Source organism: Streptomyces galbus (genome assembly GCF_005280195.1).
GTDB classification, from domain to species: domain Bacteria; phylum Actinomycetota; class Actinomycetes; order Streptomycetales; family Streptomycetaceae; genus Streptomyces; species Streptomyces galbus.
On sequence record NZ_SZPR01000015.1, the window covers coordinates 131,725 to 151,475 of the forward strand.

At 72.0% G+C, this 19,751-nt stretch carries 21 protein-coding genes and 1 pseudogene; 12 read left to right on the forward strand and 10 right to left on the reverse strand.

Annotated features, from left to right (window positions below):
* Nucleotides 1-64: 64 nt before the first annotated feature.
* Complete coding sequence (locus E4U92_RS18955; protein ID WP_137301622.1) at nt 65-1,213, reverse strand: PP2C family protein-serine/threonine phosphatase; 1,149 nt, start codon at nt 1,211-1,213, stop codon at nt 65-67.
* A 177-nt stretch (nt 1,214-1,390) separates the two neighbouring features.
* Between E4U92_RS18955 and E4U92_RS18960 the strand changes: the two genes are divergently transcribed.
* Together E4U92_RS18960 and E4U92_RS18965 are read left to right on the forward strand one after the other, a co-directional pair.
* The gene (locus E4U92_RS18960) at nt 1,391-1,876 is read left to right on the forward strand and encodes a MarR family transcriptional regulator (RefSeq protein ID WP_137301623.1); all 486 of its coding nucleotides are present in this window, start codon (nt 1,391-1,393) and stop codon (nt 1,874-1,876) included.
* 299 nt (nt 1,877-2,175) lie between these two features.
* Nucleotides 2,176-3,759 (forward strand): FMN-binding glutamate synthase family protein, encoded by a 1,584-nt coding sequence (locus tag E4U92_RS18965; protein WP_137301624.1) that lies wholly within the window; start codon nt 2,176-2,178, stop codon nt 3,757-3,759.
* Nucleotides 3,760-3,786: 27 nt separating this feature from the next.
* Here the strand turns inward: E4U92_RS18965 and E4U92_RS18970 are convergent, their stop codons facing one another.
* Complete coding sequence (locus E4U92_RS18970) at nt 3,787-4,473, reverse strand: NUDIX domain-containing protein (RefSeq protein WP_137301625.1); 687 nt, start codon at nt 4,471-4,473, stop codon at nt 3,787-3,789.
* Nucleotides 4,474-4,562: 89 nt separating this feature from the next.
* On the opposite strand from E4U92_RS18970, the gene E4U92_RS18975 reads away from it, so the two are divergent.
* The 3 genes from E4U92_RS18975 to E4U92_RS18985 all read left to right on the forward strand — a co-directional run bounded on the left by E4U92_RS18975 (nt 4,563) and on the right by E4U92_RS18985 (nt 6,488).
* The gene (locus E4U92_RS18975; RefSeq protein ID WP_137301626.1) at nt 4,563-5,321 is read left to right on the forward strand and encodes a DeoR/GlpR family DNA-binding transcription regulator; all 759 of its coding nucleotides are present in this window, start codon (nt 4,563-4,565) and stop codon (nt 5,319-5,321) included.
* Between the two features lie 109 nt (nt 5,322-5,430).
* Nucleotides 5,431-6,105 carry a hemerythrin domain-containing protein gene (locus E4U92_RS18980; protein WP_137301627.1) on the forward strand — a complete coding sequence of 225 codons (675 nt, stop codon included), beginning with the start codon at nt 5,431-5,433 and terminating at the stop codon, nt 6,103-6,105.
* The gene (locus E4U92_RS18985) at nt 6,102-6,488 is read left to right on the forward strand and encodes a VOC family protein (RefSeq protein WP_229862960.1); all 387 of its coding nucleotides are present in this window, start codon (nt 6,102-6,104) and stop codon (nt 6,486-6,488) included. The genes E4U92_RS18980 and E4U92_RS18985 overlap by 4 nt, the downstream gene beginning before the upstream one ends.
* Before the next feature lie 56 nt (nt 6,489-6,544).
* On the opposite strand, the gene E4U92_RS18990 is transcribed toward E4U92_RS18985, so the two are convergent.
* The 3 genes from E4U92_RS18990 to E4U92_RS19000 all read right to left on the reverse strand — a co-directional run bounded on the left by E4U92_RS18990 (nt 6,545) and on the right by E4U92_RS19000 (nt 8,978).
* A complete protein-coding gene (locus tag E4U92_RS18990; protein WP_137301628.1) occupies nt 6,545-7,609 on the reverse strand; it encodes a sodium:calcium antiporter in 1,065 nt (354 codons plus the stop codon).
* Between the two features lie 74 nt (nt 7,610-7,683).
* On the reverse strand, nt 7,684-8,160 hold the full coding sequence (locus E4U92_RS18995; RefSeq protein ID WP_229862962.1) for a hypothetical protein: 477 nt from the start codon (nt 8,158-8,160) through the stop codon (nt 7,684-7,686).
* Between the two features lie 281 nt (nt 8,161-8,441).
* Nucleotides 8,442-8,978, reverse strand: a complete 537-nt coding sequence (locus E4U92_RS19000) for a cysteine hydrolase family protein (protein WP_137301629.1) — start codon at nt 8,976-8,978, stop codon at nt 8,442-8,444.
* 350 nt (nt 8,979-9,328) lie between these two features.
* Here E4U92_RS19000 and E4U92_RS19005 point away from each other — a divergent pair, with 350 nt between their 5' ends.
* Nucleotides 9,329-10,903 carry a sodium:solute symporter family transporter gene (locus E4U92_RS19005; protein ID WP_229862964.1) on the forward strand — a complete coding sequence of 525 codons (1,575 nt, stop codon included), beginning with the start codon at nt 9,329-9,331 and terminating at the stop codon, nt 10,901-10,903.
* 194 nt (nt 10,904-11,097) lie between these two features.
* Here the strand turns inward: E4U92_RS19005 and E4U92_RS19010 are convergent, their stop codons facing one another.
* Both E4U92_RS19010 and E4U92_RS19015 read right to left on the reverse strand, forming a co-directional pair.
* Nucleotides 11,098-12,603 carry an MFS transporter gene (locus E4U92_RS19010; RefSeq protein ID WP_137301630.1) on the reverse strand — a complete coding sequence of 502 codons (1,506 nt, stop codon included), beginning with the start codon at nt 12,601-12,603 and terminating at the stop codon, nt 11,098-11,100.
* A 183-nt stretch (nt 12,604-12,786) separates the two neighbouring features.
* Nucleotides 12,787-13,551, reverse strand: a complete 765-nt coding sequence (locus E4U92_RS19015) for an alpha/beta fold hydrolase (RefSeq protein ID WP_137301631.1) — start codon at nt 13,549-13,551, stop codon at nt 12,787-12,789.
* Between the two features lie 63 nt (nt 13,552-13,614).
* Here E4U92_RS19015 and E4U92_RS19020 point away from each other — a divergent pair, with 63 nt between their 5' ends.
* The 4 genes from E4U92_RS19020 to E4U92_RS19030 all read left to right on the forward strand — a co-directional run bounded on the left by E4U92_RS19020 (nt 13,615) and on the right by E4U92_RS19030 (nt 16,029).
* Nucleotides 13,615-14,070 (forward strand): MarR family winged helix-turn-helix transcriptional regulator, encoded by a 456-nt coding sequence (locus E4U92_RS19020; RefSeq protein WP_137301632.1) that lies wholly within the window; start codon nt 13,615-13,617, stop codon nt 14,068-14,070.
* A 177-nt stretch (nt 14,071-14,247) separates the two neighbouring features.
* A complete protein-coding gene (locus tag E4U92_RS37050) occupies nt 14,248-14,373 on the forward strand; it encodes a hypothetical protein (protein WP_268253534.1) in 126 nt (41 codons plus the stop codon).
* Between the two features lie 163 nt (nt 14,374-14,536).
* A protein-coding gene (locus tag E4U92_RS19025; RefSeq protein WP_137301633.1) for an IS5 family transposase occupies nt 14,537-15,345 on the forward strand; the annotation gives its coding sequence in 2 pieces (ribosomal slippage) (nt 14,537-14,884 and nt 14,887-15,345; 807 coding nt in all).
* A gap of 87 nt (nt 15,346-15,432) precedes the next feature.
* A complete protein-coding gene (locus E4U92_RS19030) occupies nt 15,433-16,029 on the forward strand; it encodes a hypothetical protein (protein ID WP_137301634.1) in 597 nt (198 codons plus the stop codon).
* A gap of 646 nt (nt 16,030-16,675) precedes the next feature.
* Here E4U92_RS19030 and E4U92_RS19035 read toward each other — a convergent pair.
* Nucleotides 16,676-17,203 (reverse strand): SMI1/KNR4 family protein, encoded by a 528-nt coding sequence (locus E4U92_RS19035; RefSeq protein WP_137301635.1) that lies wholly within the window; start codon nt 17,201-17,203, stop codon nt 16,676-16,678.
* A 184-nt stretch (nt 17,204-17,387) separates the two neighbouring features.
* On the opposite strand from E4U92_RS19035, the gene E4U92_RS35955 reads away from it, so the two are divergent.
* The gene (locus E4U92_RS35955; protein ID WP_168375090.1) at nt 17,388-17,651 is read left to right on the forward strand and encodes a hypothetical protein; all 264 of its coding nucleotides are present in this window, start codon (nt 17,388-17,390) and stop codon (nt 17,649-17,651) included.
* 39 nt (nt 17,652-17,690) lie between these two features.
* On the opposite strand, the pseudogene E4U92_RS37255 reads toward E4U92_RS35955, so the two are convergent.
* Nucleotides 17,691-17,927 (reverse strand): annotated as a pseudogene (locus tag E4U92_RS37255) (IS5/IS1182 family transposase); the annotation flags it as partial.
* A gap of 275 nt (nt 17,928-18,202) precedes the next feature.
* Here E4U92_RS37255 and E4U92_RS19045 point away from each other — a divergent pair.
* Nucleotides 18,203-18,667: a cupin domain-containing protein gene (locus E4U92_RS19045; protein ID WP_137301636.1), complete on the forward strand. Its 465-nt coding sequence runs from the start codon at nt 18,203-18,205 to the stop codon at nt 18,665-18,667.
* 124 nt (nt 18,668-18,791) lie between these two features.
* Here the strand turns inward: E4U92_RS19045 and E4U92_RS19050 are convergent, their stop codons facing one another.
* On the reverse strand, nt 18,792-19,748 hold the full coding sequence (locus E4U92_RS19050; protein WP_137301637.1) for an NAD-dependent protein deacetylase: 957 nt from the start codon (nt 19,746-19,748) through the stop codon (nt 18,792-18,794).
* Nucleotides 19,749-19,751 lie beyond the last annotated feature (3 nt).

Genomic DNA, 19,751 nt, shown 5'->3' on the forward strand with positions numbered 1-19,751 from the left:
TATGACCTTCACACTAGCGTGCCCCGTCCGCGCCCCCGACCCGGCGGGGTACCGGCGGGTGACGTCAGCGTCCCCGCCAGTCCAGGCACACCACCAGCGCGTCGTCGTCCGCGGTGCGGTGACCCCGGTGGCCGGTCAGCTCCCGCAGCACCGCCGCGGGGACCTCCGCGGCGGGCAGCAGCCGCGTGGCCTGGATCGCCCGGGCCAGCGCGGAGTCACCGTACGCCTCACCGCGGGGCGAGGCCACGGCGTACACCCCGTCGCTGACGAACACCAGCCGGTCGCCGGGCTCGACGCGAAGCTCCTGCGTGACGTAGTCGGTCTCCTCGAACATGCCCAGCGGGAGCTGCGGCTCGAAGGCGACCCGCTCCACCGTGCCGCCGCGCAGCCGCATCATCCGGGGTGAGCCGGCGTCCACCACCCGGGCCCGCCCGGTGCCGATCTCGAAGTCGAACATCAGCACCGACAGGTACCGGTGGCCGCCGTAGTGGCCGAACACCGCCTGGTCGGCGAGGGCGGCCTGGTCGGCCAGGGGGAGTCCGGCCCGACGGGCGTTGCGCAGGGCGTTGACGGCGAGGTTCGTCAGCAGCGCCGCCTCGGTGCCCTCGCCCATGCCGTTGGAGACGTACAGCACGAGGCTGTCCGCGGTGGCCGACCAGTCGTAGTTGTCGCCGTGGATCGCGTAGGCCGGCTCGAGCTGGGCGCCCAGGTCGAACTCCGGCCGGGAGCAGGAGGTGCCGGGCAGGAGCTGCCACTGCATCTCCGCGGCCAGGGTGAGGCGGTCCTGCCGCCGGGCCCGCAGGAACAGGTCGGTGTCGCGTTCGGCGATCAGCACCTCGTGGCCCAGCACCTCGGCCAGCTCCGCCAGCTCGGCCAGCCGGGCGCGGCCCTCCTCCGCGTCCGACAGGGTCACCGTCAGGACGCCGAGCCGGTCACCGCGCACGCTCACCGGCAGGTGCGCGCGGACCCGGCCCTCCCCGAGCGCCTCCACGAAGGGCTCCTGGGAGGCGAAGGCGCGCCCGGCCGGGCTGTTGTGGACGGACACGGGTGTCCGCGCGTGCGGCGGCTCGGTCACGGGCTGGAGCACGCTGAGGCCGTAGTCGACGATGAGCAGGTCCACGGAGTCCGCACCGTACTGCCGGCCCAGCTCCTCGCGCGCGGCGTGGGCCAGGTCCTGGGGGGCCGCCCTGCGCAGCGCCCGCTCGACAGCCATGAATCTGTTCACGATCGTAGATATGCCAATCTCTCACCCGAAGTGACGTGTCGTCCGGCCCTGTGGGGGGCCGTCCGGTGGGGCCGGCCGCGCGCGGACACCCGCGCGTCGTCCCGACCATCCCTGTACGGCGCCCCTGCCTAGTACGCTGAGGGGCGTCCCCGTGCCTGCGAGAGTGTGACCGTGACGTCCATCCACCCCCGCCCCGAACCCGACGAGGTCGCGCGCGTCACTTCCACGGCCGCGGAGCTGCTGGAGGTCCTGTGGGGGCGCGCCTCCACGGCGCCGGCCTCCGCCTCCCAGTTGCGCGTGCTGCTCATCCTCGAACACCACGAGGGCATCAACCTGCGCACGCTGGCCGACCTGCTCGCCTCCACGCCGCCGTCCACCAGCCGGCTCTGCGACCGGCTCCAGGCCGCCGGGTTCGTCGAGCGGGAGGTGAGCCGGGAGGACCGGCGCGAGGTACGGCTGTACCTCAGCGTCCGGGGCCGGGCGTTCCTCGCCGATCTGCGCGACCGGCGCGAGGCCACCTTGCGCGGCGTGCTGGAGAAGATGCCGGCCACCGCGCGCAGCGCGCTGCTCGTCGGCCTGGAGGCGTTCTGCGCCGTGGCCGCGGAACAGCTCACCGGGCACGAGGACGAGCCCGGCAGCCGGACGGCCTGACCGTACGACCCAGGAGCCGCCGAGGCGACCGTCGGCCGCGGCGCGCGGCCGACGTGCGGCATGACCTCCGCCGACCGGAACATCCCTGATCCTCTCCCTGGCGCGACGACACCGCTACTTTCTTGTCTCACGGCTATAGTTGTCAAACGGCAAGTGTTGGTCGGAGGGTACGGAGCATTGGCTCAACAGGGGGAACACCGCACGGATCGGCACCGCAACGCCTCGACTTTTGCCATACTTTGCGGCTCTTTTGACGAAGGCGCGGGACTGGGATCCCGGGGCGGGGCAATGCGGCTGGGGTGAAACGTACGGGAATCGTCGTCCTGATCCTGGTCGCCGGACTGGCGGCGGCCGTCGCCGCGGTGGCAGTGTCGCCCTGGTGGTGCCTGGCCGCCGTACCGCTCTGCCTGCTGGGTCTGCTGGGGGTCGCCGACCTCGTCCAACCCCGGCACTCCGTGCTGCGGAACTACCCGATCCTGGGGCACGCCCGCTTCCTCCTGGAGCGGATCCGCCCGGAGCTCCAGCAGTACTTCATCGAGCGGAACTTCGACGGCCGCCCCTTCGACCGGGACGTGCGCAACATCGTCTACGAGCGGGCCAAGGGCACCGACGCCGAGCAGCCGTACGGCACCGAACAGGACGTCTACCAGCCCGGCTACGAGTACCTGGTGCCGTCGATGGCCCCCTGCGAGGTGCCCGACACCCCGCCGCGGGTCAGGATCGGCGGCCCCGACTGCCGCCGTCCGTACGACATGGCCCTGCTGAACGTGTCCGCGATGAGCTTCGGCTCGCTGTCCGCCAACGCGATCCTCGCCCTCAACGGCGGTGCCGCGGCCGGGGGCTTCGCCCACGACACCGGCGAGGGCGGGCTGTCCGAGTACCACCTGCGGCCCGGCGGCGACCTGGTCTGGGAGATCGGCACCGGCTACTTCGGCTGCCGCACCCGCGACGGCGACTTCGACCCCGGCGAGTTCGCCGAGAAGGCCGCGCACGAACACGTCAAGTGCGTGTCCCTGAAGCTCTCCCAGGGCGCCAAGCCCGGCATCGGCGGGGTGCTCCCCGGCGCCAAGGTCAACGCCGAGATCGCGAAGGTCCGGGACGTGCCCCAGGGGCAGACGGTGATCTCGCCGCCGTACCACCGGGTGTTCTCCACGCCCCGCGAACTCGTCCGGTTCATCGCGCACATGCGGGAGCTGGCCGACGGCAAGCCGACCGGGTTCAAGCTCTGCGTGGGCTCGCGCCGGCAGTTCCTCGCCGTGTGCAAGGCGATGCTGGAGGAAGGCACCACCCCGGACTTCATCATCGTCGACGGCGGGGAGGGCGGCACCGGTGCGGCGCCGCTGGAGTTCGCCGACCACGTCGGCGCCCCGCTGACCGAGGGCCTGCACGCCGTGCACAACGCCCTCGTCGGCACGGGGTTGCGGGACCGGATCAGGATCGGGGCCAGCGGCAAGATTGCCACGGGCACCGACCTGGTCAAGCGCCTGGTGCAGGGCGCCGACTACGGCAACGCGGCCCGCGCCATGATGTTCGCCGTCGGCTGCATCCAGGCCCAGCGCTGCCACACCAACACCTGCCCCACCGGGGTCACGACCCAGGACCCCCGGCGCGCCCGGGCCCTCGACGTCCGCGACAAGACGCCCCGCGTGCGGCGCTTCCAGGAGTCGACCGTGGCCAGCGCCCTGCAGATCATGGCCGCCATGGGCGTGTCCGACCCCGCCGAGCTGCGCCCGCACATGCTGCGCCGGCGCATCGACCCGTACACGGAGCGCTCCTACGCCGAGCTGTACGACTGGCTGGAGCCCGGCCAGTTGCTGGCGGAGCCGCCCGCCGCGTGGGAGGCCGACTGGAAGGCCGCCGATCCGGACACGTTCACCGTGTGACGCCTGGGGCCTTCCTTCGTGCGGTGCCTACTGGGCCTGCTCGCCCCGCCGGGCCGGGGCGAACGGGCCGTGCAGGGCGGCCCACTGCAGGAGCATGATCGTCTTGCCGTCGCGGATGCGTCCGTCGCCGGTCATGGCGAGGGCCTCGGCGAAGGGCAGTTCGAGCACCTCGATGTCCTCGCCCTCCTCCTCCAGCCCGCCGCCCCGCGCCGTGCGGTCGGCCGGCGTGTAGGGAGCGGCGTAGAAGTGCAGGCGCTCGGTGACCGAACCGGGGCTCATGTAGGCGTCCCAGAGGAGGGTGAGCGGGCCGAGCGTGACACCGAGCTCCTCGGCGGCCTCGCGCCGGATCGCGGCGAGCGGGTCGTCACCGTCGAGCAGTCCGGCGGCCGCCTCGACCAGCATGCCGTCCGGGTGGTCGTTGACGTAGGCGGGGTAGCGGAACTGCCGGGTGAGCAGGACGCGTTCGCGGGCGGTGTCGTACGGCAGGACGACGGCGCCGTTGCCGCGGTCGTAGGTCTCGCGCTGCTGGGTGACCCAGCGCCCGTCGCGGCGCCGCAGGTCGAAGGTGGTGCGGCGCAGGACGTGCCACCCCTGGGAAGTCAGCTCCACGTCACGGACCACGACGTCGGGGTTGCGGTCGAGACCGCGCCCGGCGCGGTCCAGGCCGGTGCGGCCGCGGTGGTCCGGGGTGTCGATGCCGGGGCGGGAGGTCACGCGGTCTCCTCGGGGAGGTACGGCAGCGGTGCGTCGGTCATGGGGACTACGATACCGGCAAGAACGTGCAACAACCGGAAGGACCGTGAATGCTGGCCGCCCAACGCCGTGCCCACCTGCTGGACCTGCTCGCCCGGCAGGGAAAGATCGTCGCCAAGGACGTCGCCGCGGACCTCGGGATCTCCGAGGACAGCGTGCGCCGGGACCTGCGCGACCTCGCCGCCGAGGGGCTGTGCCAGCGGGTGTACGGCGGCGCGCTGCCGGTCTCCCCGGCCGTCGCGGACTACACCGCACGGCAGAGCGTCACCCCCGGGGGGAAGCAGAAGGTCGCCGCCGCGGCGGTGGGACTGGTCCGGCCCGGCAGCGCGCTGATCCTGGACGGCGGCACCACCGCACTCGCCGTGGCGCACGCCCTGCCCCCGGACCTGGACTGCACGGTGATCACCCACAGCCCGACCGTCGCCGCCGCACTGATCGGCCACCCGCTGGCCGAGGTCTTCCTGCTGGGCGGACGCCTCTTCAAGCACTCGGCGGTCACCTGCGGCGCGGCCACCGTCGAGGCCGCGCAGGGCGTCGCCGCCGACCTGTGCCTGCTGGGGGTGACCGGCGTCCACCCGGACGCGGGCCTGACCACCGGGGACGCCGAGGAGGCCGCGACGAAGCGCGCCCTGGCGGCACGCTCGGCCGAGACGTACATCCTCGCCTCGTCCGAGAAGATCGGCACGGCGTCCCGCTTCCGGGTCCTGCCCTGGGAGGGGGTCACCGGGCTCATCACGGACACCGACGCGAGCCACCCCGTCCTGGAGCACCTGACGGGGCGGGGCGTGGAGGTGCTGACGGCGGGCTGAGGCCCCGGACCGGAGTGCCGGTGTGCTCCCCGGCGCCGCCGGGGTACCCGGGGACGCCCCGGTACGTCGAACCGCGGCGTCGTCCGCGGCCCGCGGGAAGGAGCGGTCCATGCCCAGGACCATCGAGGACCAGACACTCGACCAGTTGGGCGGCCCCGGCAGCGTCCTCGCGCGGCAGCGGCGCGACCACGCCGAACTGGACCGGCTGATGGAGCGCTACGGCGCCCTCCCGGACGGCGAGGAACGCGAACGGGTCCTCCAGCAGACCGTCCAGCTCGTCTTCAGCCACGCCTTCGCGGAGGAGACCGTCCTGTGGCCGGCCGTCCGGCGCCTGGTCGAGGACGGGGAGGAGCTGACCTCCCGGGTCGAGGAGGAGCACCAGCAGATCAACGACCTCGTCGCCGACATCGAACGCCTCGACCCAGGTTCCCCGGAACGGGAGGACAAGGTGCGGCAGGCCTTCGCCCTCATCCGGCAGGACATCCGCGACGAGGAGGACCTCCTGCTGCCCCGGCTGCAGCAGGCCCTGCCCCCCGACCGGCTCCGCCGGCTCGGCGCGGCCTGGGAGACGGTCCGCCGGAGCGCCCCCACCCATCCCCACCCGGTGGTCCCGCGGCGCCCGCCCGGCAACGCCGTCCTGGGCGTCCCGCTCAGCTTCTACGACCGGGTGCGCGACCTCTTCGGCCTGAGCGCCCCCGGCTCCGCGGTGCGGAAGGCGCTCGCCGGGGTGGCGGGCGCGGTGGTGGCCGGCATCGTGGCGGTGATCGTGCGGAAACGGCGGTGAGGCCGCACTGCACGCTGGCCGCGACAACCCTCGACGCCCCGGACGCCCACGCCCTGGCGCGCTTCTACCGGGACCTGCTCGGCTGGCCCGTGCGCAAGGAGGAGCCCGGGTGGGTCGAGATCGCCCCGCCCGGTGGCGGGGCGGGCCTGTCGTTCCAGACGGAGCCGCTGTACGCCCGCCCCCGGTGGCCCTCCGAGCACTCGGCCCAGCAGATGATGATGCACCTGGACATTGAGGTCACCGACCTGCCGTCCGCCGTGGAACGGGCCCTCGCCCTGGGGGCCCGCCCGGCGGACTCCCAGCCCCAGGACGACGTACGGGTCCTGTACGACCCGGCGGGGCACCCGTTCTGCCTCTTCACCCGGGCGACGGCGGGCACGTGAGCACCACTGCGGCGCGCCGCCGCACCCCTCGCCCGTGACCCGTCCGCCGACCGGGCTCAGGTGGCGATGGTCGCGAGCCCGGCGATGCCGATGACATAGATCACGACGGCGGTGATGCTGTCGACGCCCATGCGGGCGTACTGGCGCCGGGGCCGGAAGATGAGACCGGTCATGTAGACGACGGTGAGGATGATGCCGAGGGCCGTGAGGTAGATGTCGGTGTCGTGGGCCGCGGGCAGGACGGGCTTGCCCGAGATCAGCGCGGCCACCAGGAACAGCACGGGCAAAAAGGCGTTGCCGCCGAAGATGTCGCTCACGGCGAGCTGGTAGTCGCCGAGGCGGGTCGAGGTCAGGCCGGTGCTGATCTCGGGCAGGGCGGTGGCCACGGCCAGCACGGTCGCGCCGAACAGCACCCCGCTGAGCCCCTGCCGGGCGAAGAACTCCTCACCGCTGCGCTCGATCACGACACCGGCGACGAGGGTGGCCAGGGCGGCGCCCCCGAACACGAGCGCGGCGCGGCCGGTGCCGACCCCCTTGTCGGTGGCGGCCTTCTCCTTCTTGCCGCGGGAGTGCCCGCGCGGCTCCGGCTGGCTGTCGGGCGCGTCCCCGCCCTCGCGCCACGGCAGCCCGCGCCCGGCCCGGTCGAGCAGGAGCAGCCCGATCACCCACAGCACCGCGATCGCCACGGAGGCGGGTGCCAGGCGGGCGGCGTGCAGGTCGGGGGAGAGCTGGGTGCCCATGACGACCACGGCCAGCACGACCACGACCAGTGCGCCCTCCAGGACGAGTTGGAGACTGGCGGCCAGCCGCGTCAACGGCGCCCGCGGCCGCACGCCGGCGGCGTCCAGGACGGCCAGCACGACGGTCTGGACGGCGATGCCGCCGAGGATGTTGCCGACGGCGACGTCGAGCTGGTCGGCCAGCGCGGCGCTGACCGTGATCGCGAGTTCGGGCAGATTGGTGGCGATGGCCAGCATGATCAACCCGCCGAGCGCGCTGCCCAGATGAAGCCGCTCGGCCAGCACGTCGGTGGTGTCGGACAACTTGACGCCCGCGTACCAGATGACGCCGGCACTGCCGATGAACAGCAACAACAGCACGGGTGAGCTCAGAGATCCCATGCCGGGGCGGGTACCCGATCAAGGGCCGGGTACGTGCGCGCTGTTCCGTCCTTCCGACGGGTGTGGGGGGAGTCCTAGAACCCGTCGCAACCCTCGGCCTCGAAGGCCGACACGGAGACCGTGACCGCCCTCTCGTCGCCGTCCTCCGTGACGCGCTCGTAGCGCACCGTCCCCGGGCGGAGTACGGCCCGGTCGGCGAGGGTGAAGCCGGTACTCGTGGAGGACCAGGAGTTGTCCTTCGTCCCTCCGTACAGGACGTAGGTCGTTCGGGCGGCCAGGGGTGTGAGGGGGGTCGTCGTCGTCCAGCCGGCGGACGGGGCGTCCAGGGTCCAGGTGGTCAGACCTTCGGTGAGGGGACGGGAGGCGATCCACTCGCCCGCCTTCACCAGGTGGTCGGGGTCGGGGTCGGGGTCGTCGACGTAGAGCGTCGCCCCGTCGATGTGGTGCCCGCAGACCAGCATCACGCCGAGCAGGTGGCCGTCGGCGCTCACGGAGATCCCGGCGACGGCGTCCACGGGCACCGTGCACCCCGAGAGGGCCGTCAGTGTCACGCCCACCGCGATGCCGCAGGCGAGGCGCCGGAGGATCCCCCCACATGACTTCGTCGACCGCACCAGTGCCCCCGCCCCCGCTCGCGTGGACGCTCTCCCGCGCCCCGCCCTACGCGGCAGGGTAGGCGGGAGCGGCGCCGCGACGAGCGCGGGTGATCACTCGTTTGCGGCGTCGTTGCACCCCTGTGATCACGGTATTCGCCGTGATCGCCGTGATCGCCACCGGGGTCGCCGAGGCCGACGCGATCGGACGGATCACCGGTCGTTCGACACGGTCACGGTCACCGCCACAGCTCGTCGCTGTCGCACACGTGCGCGCCCATGTTGCGTTCCATCATCCGCAGGGCCGCGTCCGCGAGGTCCTCGTGGATGTGGGCGGTGGCGTCGCGGGGGATCGTCACGTCGAAGTGGCGGATGTGGGCGTCCAGGCAGGAGTAGAGCACGCACTGCTCGGTCACCTGCCCGCACAGCACCAGCCGCTCGAAGCCCTGCTGCTGGAGCAGGTAGGTCAGCGGGGTCTCGAAGAAGATCGAGTGGCGGGCCTTGACGACGAACAGCGACGCGTCGTCGGGCCGCAGCGGGTCCACGAGGTCCGCGTGCGGTCCCGAGAGGGCCTTGTCCAGGAGTTCGCCGTGGTGGGAGCGCCACTCGCCGAAGTTGTCGTTGACGTAGATCACCGGGATGTCCTGGGACCGGGCCCGCTGCAGCAGGTCGGCCACCACCGGGACCACCTGCCGGGCCGACGGGAGGAGGAGGTCGGCGTCCTCGTGGTCGTACGTGGTGATCATGTCGATGACGATCAGTGCGTCCTTGCTCATAGGAACAAGGGTTTCCCCGTACGGGGCGGACCGCACCCCGGGACGTGCCCCGATCGCCGGGAACCCGATCACCGGGAGGGCGTGCCGGGCCGACCGCTCGGCGCGCTTGTGCGCCCGCACAAGGCCCCGTACGTCCCCGTTGTGCGCCCGCATCCCGCCCGCGCGGGCCGCTGGACGGCACGACCGGCCGCTGATGCCATGATCGGCATGTCTCCCGCCACTTCCGCATCGGTACGCCCGCTCGTCCCCGCGCGTCCCGCGGTCCGGCGCCCCACGGCGTCCTCCGACGCGCCCCCGACCGGCGCCGCGGCAGGGCGGGGCCCGGCGGCGGGCGGCACGAGGAGACGGCCGTGAGTTCCGGTGACGGCCAGTCGCTGGCCCTGATGGTCTTCCTCGCCTTCGTCACCGTCTCCCTGCTGCTGTGCGGGTTGGCCGCGGCTGACCTGGACGACCCGGAGCACTTCTACGCGGGCGGCAGCGCGGCCTTCGGGCCGGTCGCCGCCGGCCTCGCCGTCTGCGGCGACTACGTGTCGGCGGCGACGCTGCTCAGCACCACGGGCGCGGTCGCGCTGGACGGCACGGACGGCATCCTGTTCGCCTGCGCCACGGTCGGCTCGCTGTACCTGGTGATGCGCGTCGTCGGCGAACGCCTGCGCGGCGAAGGCGTGTTCACGCTCGGGGACTTCGTCGGCCGCCGGCTCGGCGACCTGCGCGCGGGGCGGGCGCTGGCCGTCGCCACCCTCGCCGTGCTGGCACCGCTGCTGCTGGTCCAGTTGTCGACGGCGGGACACATCATGGTGGCGATGCTGGGGCTGCCTGAGGGCGCGCGCACCGGGTGCACCGTCGCCAGCGGGCTGCTGATGGTCTGTTACGCCGCGCTGGGCGGGATGCGCGGAACCGGGTACGTGCAGATCCTCAAGGTCGGGGTGGTCCTGGCCGCGCTGTTGCTCGTCGCGGGGCTGGTCCTGGCCCGGCACGGGTGGTCGCCCACCGCGCTCTTCGACGCGGCGCGGGACCGCTCGGGCGCGGGCGGCGACTACGCCCTGCCCGGGCTGCACTTCGGGCACTCCGCCGTCGGGACGCTCGACCTGCTCAGCTTCTGCGTCACCCTGCTGCTCGGCGCGGCCTGTCTGCCCCACCTGACCATGCGGCTCCATCCGCTGCGGGACGCGCGCACGGCCCGCAGGGCGGCGGGGTGGGCGGTGGGCCCGATCGCGCTGGTGTGCCTCGCCGTCGTGGTGGCCGGCCTGGGGGCCGGTGCGCTGGTCGGCCGGGAGGCGGTACGGGCGGCCGATCCCTCCGGGTCGACGGCGCTGCTGATGGTGACGAGCGCGCTCGATCCCGGAACCGGGGGGCCGCGGCACAGCATGCTGTTCTCGCTCGTCGCCTGCGCCGTGTTCGCCACGACCCTCGCGGCCGTCGCCGGCATCACCCTGGCGGCCGCGTCGAGCCTGGTGCGCGACTGCGCCCGGCCGTCCGGCGACACGGCCTCCGTGCGGTCGCGGGCCGCCGAGATCCGCCGGGCCCGTGCGGGCGTCCTCCTCGTCGGCGCGACCGCGGTCCTGCTGGCGGTGCTGCTCGAGGACCGCGGCCGGCTGACCCTGATCTCGACGTCCCTCGCGGTCGCCGCGTCGGTCCTCGCGCCGATCCTGCTGTACGCGCTCTTCCTGCCCGGCTTCGACGCCACCGGCGCCCGCTGGACGGTACGCGGCACGCTCCCGCTCATCGTCGTGCTGATGGCGGCCTCACCGGCGGTCTCGGGCACCCCGATCTCCCTGTTCCCGGAGCACGACTTCCACTGGTTCCCCCTCCAGACGCCCGGCCTCCTCACGATCCCGGCGGGCTTCCTCCTCGGCCTCGTGGGGCGGACACGGGACAGGGAACGGGGGGTGACGTGGACGGCGGAGGAGACGTCCGTGCGCTGACGGTCGCACGACGGCCGATGGCGGGCGGGGTGGTACCCCGCTCGTCGCGCCGGCCCGAGCGGATGGGTCGTCATGATCCGTTTCGGGATCACCCGCCGACGCTGCCCCGGGCCTGCGAGGGGCCGCCGTCGTGGTGACGGCGGCCCCTCGGGGACGGTCGCGTCGCGACGAGCGGAACGCCCGGCGACGGTGGCTCACATGTGGACGACCGGTGCCGCGTCCGCGTTCTGCTGGGGCACCCCGCGCCGGTAGAGCAGGAAGGCGATGACCGTGCCCGCGCCGAAGAGGACCGCGGACCACCAGAAGGCGGTCGTGTAGCTCTCGATCGTCGCCTGCGCCTGCACCTGCCTGCTCGCCGGGTTGTGGCCCGCCAGGTAGTCGGTGGCGGCGCTCGCGGCGAGCGTGTTCAGCAGGGCCGTGCCGATCGAGCCGCCCACCTGCTGCATGGCGTTGACGGTGGCGGAGGCGACGCCCGCGTCCTCGGCCGCGACCCCGCCGGTGGCCAGCTGCATGGCGGGCGGCATGACCAGGCCGAGGCCCACACCGATCACGATCACCTGGAGCAGCACCGCGCTCGGGTAGGAGGAGCCGAGGTCGATGCCGGTCAGCCAGGCCATGCCGGCCGTGGCGATCGCGAAGCCCAGCGGGATGACCGCCTTCGGGCCGATCCGGGGCATCAGGACGGTGGTGCCGACCTGGGCGGCCACCATCAGCGCACCGACCATGGGCAGGAAGGCGACACCGGTCCTCGTCGGGCTGAAGCCGAGGTTGAGCTGGAGGTAGTAGGTCAGGAAGAGGAACACGCCGAACATGCCGGCGCCGGTCAGGAGCACCGCGATGAACGAGGCGCCGCGGTCGCGGTCGAGCAGGATGCGCAGCGGCAGCAGCGGGTGCGCGGCCCGGGTCTGCCACCAGGAGAAGGCCGCCAGCAGCAGGCCGCCCGCGATCAGGAAGCCCCAGGTCAGCGGCGAGCCCCAGTCGTGGGTCTCGGCGTTGGAGAAGCCGTACACCACGGAGAACAGACCCGCGGCGACCAGGACCGTGCCCGGCACGTCCAGTTTGGCGTCCGCCGCGTCCCGGTGGCTGCCCAGCAGCACCCAGCCGCCGACGAAGGCGACCACGGCGATGACCACGTTGACGTACAGGGTCCAGCGCCAGTCCAACGCGTCGGTCAGCACGCCGCCGAGCAGCAGGCCGACCGCGCCGCCGGCGCCGGCGATGGCGCCGTACACGCTGAACGCGCGGGCCCGCTCCCGGGCGTCGGTGAAGGTGGTGTTGAGCAGCGACAGCGCGGCCGGCGCCAGCAGCGCACCGAAGGCGCCCTGGAGCGCGCGGGCGACGACCAGCATGGTGAAGCCGTTCGCGGCACCGCCGAGCGCGGAGGCCGCGGCGAAGCCGACGATGCCGACGAGGAAGGCGGGCTTGCGGCCGAACAGGTCGGCGATGCGTCCGCCGAGGAGCAGCAGCGAGGCGAACGCCAGCGCGTAGGCGGTCACGATCCACTGCCGGTTGCCGTCGGAGAAGCCGAGGTCGGCCTGGGCGGACGGCAGGGCGATGTTCACGATGGTGGCGTCGAGGACCACCATCAGTTGGGCGACGGCGATGACCGCGAGGATCCACCACCGGTGGCTCGGCGCCTCGGCGGGAGCCGTTGCGAGGGCCCCCGTACGGGTGCTGTCGCCGACAGTCTTCTGGGGCATGGGAAACCACTCCGGGAAGCTCACGTGGACCGTAAACGAAACCGTTTCGTACACATCGAGGCTAGAACAGTTCTAGCGAAACGGCAACGTTTCGTTTGGGGAGCTGGGGGTGACGGGCGCCACATCGGCGGACGCGAGGGTGTGCTGGGTGTGAAGAGGGCGGGCCGGGCCGCGCCCGGCGGGTCAGGGGCGGAGCAGGGCTGACCGTGCGGCGAACGCGTCGAGGAGTGCGAAGGTGTGCTCCGGCTGTTCGAGGTGCGGCAAGTGGCCTGCCTCGGCGACGACTTCGAACCGGGCCTGCGGGAACGAGGCGGCGTACGCCCTGCCGTAGGCCGGCGTCACGATGCGGTCGCTCTCTCCCCACAGGACGAGGGTGGGGACGGTCACGGCCGCGAGGCGGGCCCGGAGTGTGGGGTCGCTCATGGCGGGGCCGCCGGAGTAGAGGCGCAGGCTCGCCATGTTGCCCTGGATGACGGTGCGTTGTTCGGCCGGCACGGTCGCCGGGTCCCGGTAGAAGCGCTCCGGGTCGTGGTAGGCGTGCTCGGCCACCCCTCGCGCGTCCAGGGCGAAGAAGTCCTGGACCGGTGCGTCGTCGACCTCGATGCCGACGGCGTCGACCAGGACCGTCCCGCTGATGCGGCTCTCGGTGTCCGCGGCCGACATCTCGGCGGCGATCCATCCGCCGAGCGAGGAGCCGATGACCAGGACGTCGGACAGGTCTCGCTCGCGCAGGAGGTCGAGGTAGGCGGTCGCCAGGTCGGCGACGCGGAGGAAGTGGTCGGGCCGGGGTGTGCCGTTCCAGCCCGGGTGGGTGGGGAGCAGTACGGGCGCGGTGGCCGCGAGGTGCTCCGCGATGGGGGTGACCGTGGCGGGGCCGCCCCCGCCGTGCAGGACCAGGACGGGGCGGCCGGCGGCGGGGCCGTAGGAGGTGAGCGTCAGGTGAGTCATGCCGTCGACAGTAACTAAACTTATTTAATTAAGCAAGCTTAGTATAGGTGTTAGCCTGACCCCATGGCCGTTGAACTGCAGATCCTCGGACGGGCCGTGAAGGCTGTCCAGTACCGCCAGCACCGGGCGCTGGACAGCCGCCTCGCGTCCGTCGGCAGCACGCTCGCGCAGTGGGACGCGTTGCGCGCGATCAGCCGGGCGCCGGGTGCCAGTGCGCGGGAGCTGGCCGCAGCCACGTTCCAGAGCGAACAGGCCTTCGGCACGCTCGCCGGACGACTGGTGGCCCAAGGGCTCGTGGACCGCCGCCCCGGACACGGTCGCCGCATCGAACACCACCTCACCCCCGAAGGGGAACGGCGCCTCGAGGCCGGTCACGCGGTCGCGGACGCGGTGCTCGCGGAGTGCTTCGAAGCGCTGACGCCGGCTGAGCGGGAGGCACTGCTGGGGCTGCTGCACAAGATTGCGGACAGCGCGCCGCAGGGAGTCGAGAACTCGCCGGTGCGGACGCCGGGGAGCTGACTGCCGGAGCTCCGGGCCGAGCGGAGGCCCCCCACCCGTCGGACCTCGCTGCCGCAGCGAGTGCGCCCACCGCGGGTAGGGGAGGGGTAGCCGTCGCCGCCCCCTGCTCAGGCGTCGGATACGGCGCTGGGGAACTGGTCCAGTGGGAGAGAAAGCCGCGACCGACAGGAGGACCGCATGTCATACGGCCAGTTCCTCGCCAAGGGGGCCGGGGAGGGCACTCCGCCCTTCTGGATCATCGCCATCGCCCTGGTGGTGATCGTCGGGACAGCGTTCCTGGTGAGCAAGGCGCGTAAGAGGTAACTCCACTCACCAGACATGTAGGACGCGCGGGCGGGTGGCCTCCGAAGGTGCCTATGGCCGCCCAGTGGTCGCCAAGGTCGCACGGAGCCGGCCCGTCTGGTCATTCACCCAGCTCACCGCTTAGACGTCGTTTCTTATGACGTGATCGTCCGTTGAGCCGTGCATGACGGATCTCGTTGAGCGGCTGGTGCCGGACGAGTTGTGGGTGCTGTTCAGGCGGGTGGTGCCGCCGACTGAGGTGAAGCGTCCGCAGGGTGGGGGACGGCGTCGGGCAGGTGACCGCGAGGTCCTTGCCGCGATCATCTTCGTGGCGACGTCAGGCTGCACCTGGCGGCAGCTGCCCCCGGTGTTCGGCCCCCCCTGGCCCACGGTCTACCGCCGGTTCGCCCAGTGGAGCCGGGACCGGGTCTGGGCTCGGCTCTACCGGGTGATTTTCGACGAGCTCGGAGCGCGAGGCGAGCTGGACTGGTCGCGGTGCGCGATCGACTCGGTCAGCGTCAGGGCGGCAAAAGGGGGCCATTGACGGGACCGAATCCGACCGATCGCGGCAAGCTGGGATCGAAGATCCACCTGGTCACCGACAGGAACGGGCTGCCGCTGTCGCTGGGCATCTCCGGCGCGAACATGCCCGACAGCCAGGGCCTGCAACCGCTCGTGCGCGGCATCCCGCCCATCCGTTCCCGCCGCGGCCCGCGCCGCCGGCGGCCGGCGAAACTGCACGCAGACAAGGGATACGACTACGACCACCTGCGCCGCTGGCTCCATTCGCGGGGCATCCGCCACCGCATCGCCCGTAAGGGTGTCGAGTCCTCGCAGCGACTGGGCCGCCACCGCTGGGTAGTCGAGAGAACCGTGTCCTGGCTGGCCGGCTGCCGACGCCTCCACCGACGCTACGAGCGCAAGGCCGAGCACTTCCTCGCCTTCGTCGGCATAGCCGCAGCCCTCATCGGCTACCGCCGACTGATCCGGTGAGCCAGTCGGTCGAGAGCAACAGCCGGCCAGCGCCGGTGGTGTCAGTGGCAGCTCGTAGGGTGCGCTGGTATTCGACGAGGAGGTTCCATGGGCTTTTCCGGTCATCTGGTCTTTGCGCGCAGCAAGCGCCCACTGCTGGAAGCACCCATCTTCGGCAGCACGGGTCCAGGGCTGAGGGACGACGTGCATGAGTGCCAGCCGCGACTGGGCGGCTGGCAGACTCTGCAGTTGGAGCAAGGCGTCTGGGAGGACGGGTACCTGTTCGCCTTGGTCGAATGGACCGGTGCCCCGGCCTGCGTCGCCGATGTCTCCGACAGCAGCGTCGCCCTTCTGACCGGTCTGGACACCGGCGGGCACCGCTGGCAGGCATGGCTCAACCTGGACAACGCCGCAGCTCTCCTCGTCGAGGAACCCGAAGACGTGGACGACCTGAGCCTATGGATAGCCACTCCGGAGTTCGAAGAAGCCATCGGACATAAGCGTTCAGAGCTCGATGCAGAGGTGCCGACCGACGCCGAAGGCGCTCGCATCTGGGCTTCAGCAGCTGGTGTCCAGGTCACGGCACAGCAGTCTCGGATCGAGGAACTGCTGCGCGCACAGGAGACCTTCGTGGAGGAGCTGTTCGACGCGCTGCTGGACGAACTGGGCTTCCCTGAAACTGCCCACTCCGCGCCGCAGCCATAAGAAACGACGTCTTAAGCCCGGTCCGGCGGGACCACCAGTCACACGTACGTCGGCGTCGACAACACCCAGCGCCCGACCCGCGACGCGACCACGTTCACCAACGCCACCGTCGGCCTCACGGGCCAGAGCGCGTCCGGGAGGGCGACCGTTTCGCCCGTGAACCCTCGGGCACGCTGGTGGGCATGAGGACCGGGGGCAGCGGCCAGTACTTCGGAGCCGGACGCGCTGAAAGCGTTGCCGTGGGCGCCGTGGGCGACTACGTCGATGAGGAACAGGAGGCGCTTTGAGCTGGGTCGGGGACGCCCAAGATGTAAGAGATCCCATCATGGCCCGTCTGCAGGTTCTTTGATCTGACGCGCTCCCCGTGCAACCGCACCCGCGCGGGGATCGCCGCAGTGCTGGAGGTAGGGAATGGGAAGTGCGGCCAAGGTCCTTCTTGTAGTGGTCGCAGTGGGTCTGGTCATTCTGGCTGGCTGGGTACAGTCGTCCAGTTTTCGGGACTTCCTGCGCAGGCGACGCCAGCGCAGGAGTTGCGGCTGACAGTGGCATCACCAGCCCCAGCACCGACTGCATATAGGTAGTTCGGCGTTCCGCCACCCTGGCGGGTCAGTTCGGGCTCAGGCGCTGAGCGCGAGAGCGGACCGCGTCAGCGGCACAGCCTGTCCAGGTCCTCCGAGAAGGACGGGAACTCGGCCTGTGCCTCGGTGATGATGTCCCGGGCGGGTCGGCGCGCCGTGGTGGCGTGGCGCTCGGCGAGCTCGGCCAGTGCGGGGGTCGGTCGCGCTTCGCGCTGCTCGTACTCGACGACCTCCATCGGGCCGAGGCCGTCGGCCAGCAGCCACAGGAAGTCGGACAGGTTCCCGGCCACGACGCCACGCTCGCCCTCCGAGCCCAGGAACACAACGGGCTGGTCGGCGAGAGGCCGGCCCGGGCGCACACGCCACAGGGCGACGAGGCCACCGGTGCCGTCCTGTCCGAAGACCCGGTAGGCGTCGCCATCCAGTTCGTGGTTACCGGTCCAGTTGCGGATCCAGTCGGTGGTCTCCTCGGCGGAGTCGAAGGCGTCGTAGGGCTCGAAGTCCACGCCCTCGCCGTCGTCGTAGTCGAACTCCACCTGTGCGACGGCGGCCAGGGCGGGCGGGAAGCGGCGGTCGTCACCGGTCGTCTCGATCATGCGCGCAGGCTAGCGGCCGCCACTGACAACGGCGCCAGCCGTGGCCGGGGCCGCCTCGTGCACGGAGTGCGTCTGCTGTCGGGGCTGGGTCATCGCATGGCGGAGTGCGGAAGGCCGCCCGCCCTTCAGCGCCTACGCTGTGGCGAACTGAGCACTGATCAGCGGTACAGCCCAGGGGGAAACGATGACGGCAGGGGCGGAGCAGCTGCGCCAGGACGGGCACCGGATCGAGAAGTGGGCGGTCGGGTGGATGCTGTTGTCCCTGGCGCTGTGGGCGTGGTTCGGCTACCGCTTCCTGCTGGACGACGACCCGGGACTCTTTGCCTCCACCGAAGGCAGTCGCACGCTGGTGGGCATACTCGCGCTGGCGGTCATCCCGACGATCATCACGGCGGCGACCCTCGTGTACGCCCGGGTCCTGTTTCGCCTGGCCAGGACTGCAGGCTAGATGGTGTCCCACGGTCCTGCAGGCGCCGGGGAGAGCAGTCCCCTGATGGAGATCGGCGCGTCGCTCGTAGCGGATGTGGAGCCGCTTGAACCGGTGCAGCCTGGCGCAGGCACGCTCGACGACCCAACGCGCCTTGCCCAGTCCTGAACCGTGGGCGACGCCACGTCGAGCGATCAACGGCTTTGATGCCCCGCTTCCACAGCAGCCGACGTACTTGTCGAAGTCGTAGCCCGATCCGCATGCCTGCATGGGGCGCCTCCACCGACTACGTCGTCCCACCGAGCCACATCGCATGCTGAGCGGCCGCTTGCCGATCTGGGGACAGCCGTGAGCACGGGGGAGTCGTGGACCGGAGTGACAGCCGCCGACTCCGGCACGGCCAGCCGTGCGCGGCGCGAGGGCGCAGAAATCCAGCCGAATGGGGTTCCGTCCCTGGCGCCCTCCCCTTGCCACGGGCGATAATTGAAGCGTCAACCAAATGGGCCCGTCGGGTAGTGGCCCCGGCGACCTGGCAATCCCTCGTGCTCGACCCACATCAGAGGAGCACTGACATGAGCTTCCCGCTCGTGCGCAACCCTGGCGAAGGCACCCTCTACCGCTATTACGACACCGTCCAGGAGCAGGTCGTGTCGACCTCCGAGACGCGAGGAGTGTCCACCGTCCTGCGGCTGACCATGCGCCCGTCGGACGCGCCGCCCCTGCACAGCCACAGCCGGGAGGACGAAAGCTGGGTGATCCTCTCCGGCCGCGTCCGGTTCTGGGTCGGATCGGCCTCACTTGACGAATGTGACGTCCATGACGCCGGGCCGGGCGCCTACGTCTTCGGCCCTCGCCTGGTTCCCCACACCTTCCAGCCGATCACTTCGACGGCCGAGGTGTTGCAGATCAACAACCCCGGGGCCATCGAGGGCTACTTCCGGTCGATCGGCTCCGCCGACGCGCGTCACGACACGGACCATACCGACCTGCTGGCTCAGTACGGCGTGACACTCCTGGATGGCCCGCCGAAGGCCTGAGGCCGTTCCCGCGCCGGAAATGCCAGCGAACCGGAACAACGTATCTGCTCCGGAAGCGGAGTAGCCGTGAGTTCGAACGCACGGTGTCTCCCGGCCGCGCGGGCGGCACGACGGCGGATGACCCCTACGAACCCCCGACCGCCCCGCCCCGTCCGCCCGCCCCCGCACCCGCAGCCGTCTCCGGCCCTCCGAGCTTCCCTAGCCCCCCGACTCCCACCCGCTCCGCCATCGCCGTCAGCGTCGCCCCCAGCGGCAGCGCCACCCGGGCCACCGCGTGGGTGTCACCCCGGGTGGGTGCCAGGTTGACGATCCACACCGGCTTGTCCTCCTGGGCCGCCTGGCGGACGAAGCGGAGGCCGGACATCACCGTCAGCGAGGAGCCGAGGACGAGGAGCGACGTCGCTCGGCGGACCAGGGTGCGGCAGTGCTCCACCCGGCCCGGCGGCACCGCCTCGCCGAAGAAGACCACGTCCGGCTTGAGGACGCCGCCGCACGCCGCGCACGGCACCACACGGAAGTCGCCGACCTGCTCGTCGGTGAGGTCGGCGTCGCCGTCGGGGTTGATGCCCGCGGCCACCGGGGCGAAGCCCTCGTTGGCCTCCTCCAGGCGCAGGGCGAGTTCCCGGCGGGGACTGTGCGCGCCGCAGGACAGGCAGACGACGCGGTCCAGGCTGCCGTGCAGCTCCACGACGTCCTGGCTGCCGGCGGCCTGGTGCAGGCCGTCGACGTTCTGGGTGATCACCCCGGTCAGCAGCCCGTGCCGCCCGAACGCGGCCACGGCCCGGTGCCCGGCGTTGGGGCGGGCCCGGCCGAAGGTGCGCCAGCCGAGGTGGCTGCGCGCCCAGTACCGGCGCCGGGCCCGGGCGCTCGCCGTGAACTCCTGGTAGGTCATCGGGGTGTGCCGGCTCAGGCTGCCGCCCTCGCCCCGGTAGTCGGGGATGCCGGACTCCGTGGACAGGCCCGCGCCGCTGAGCACCAGCACACCCCCGGCGCTCAGCGCCTCGGCGACCGGTTCCCAGTCGGTGGTGCCCGGCGGCAGGTCCTCGGGCGGGGTCCAGGCCAGGGTGGGGCGCATCCGCATGCG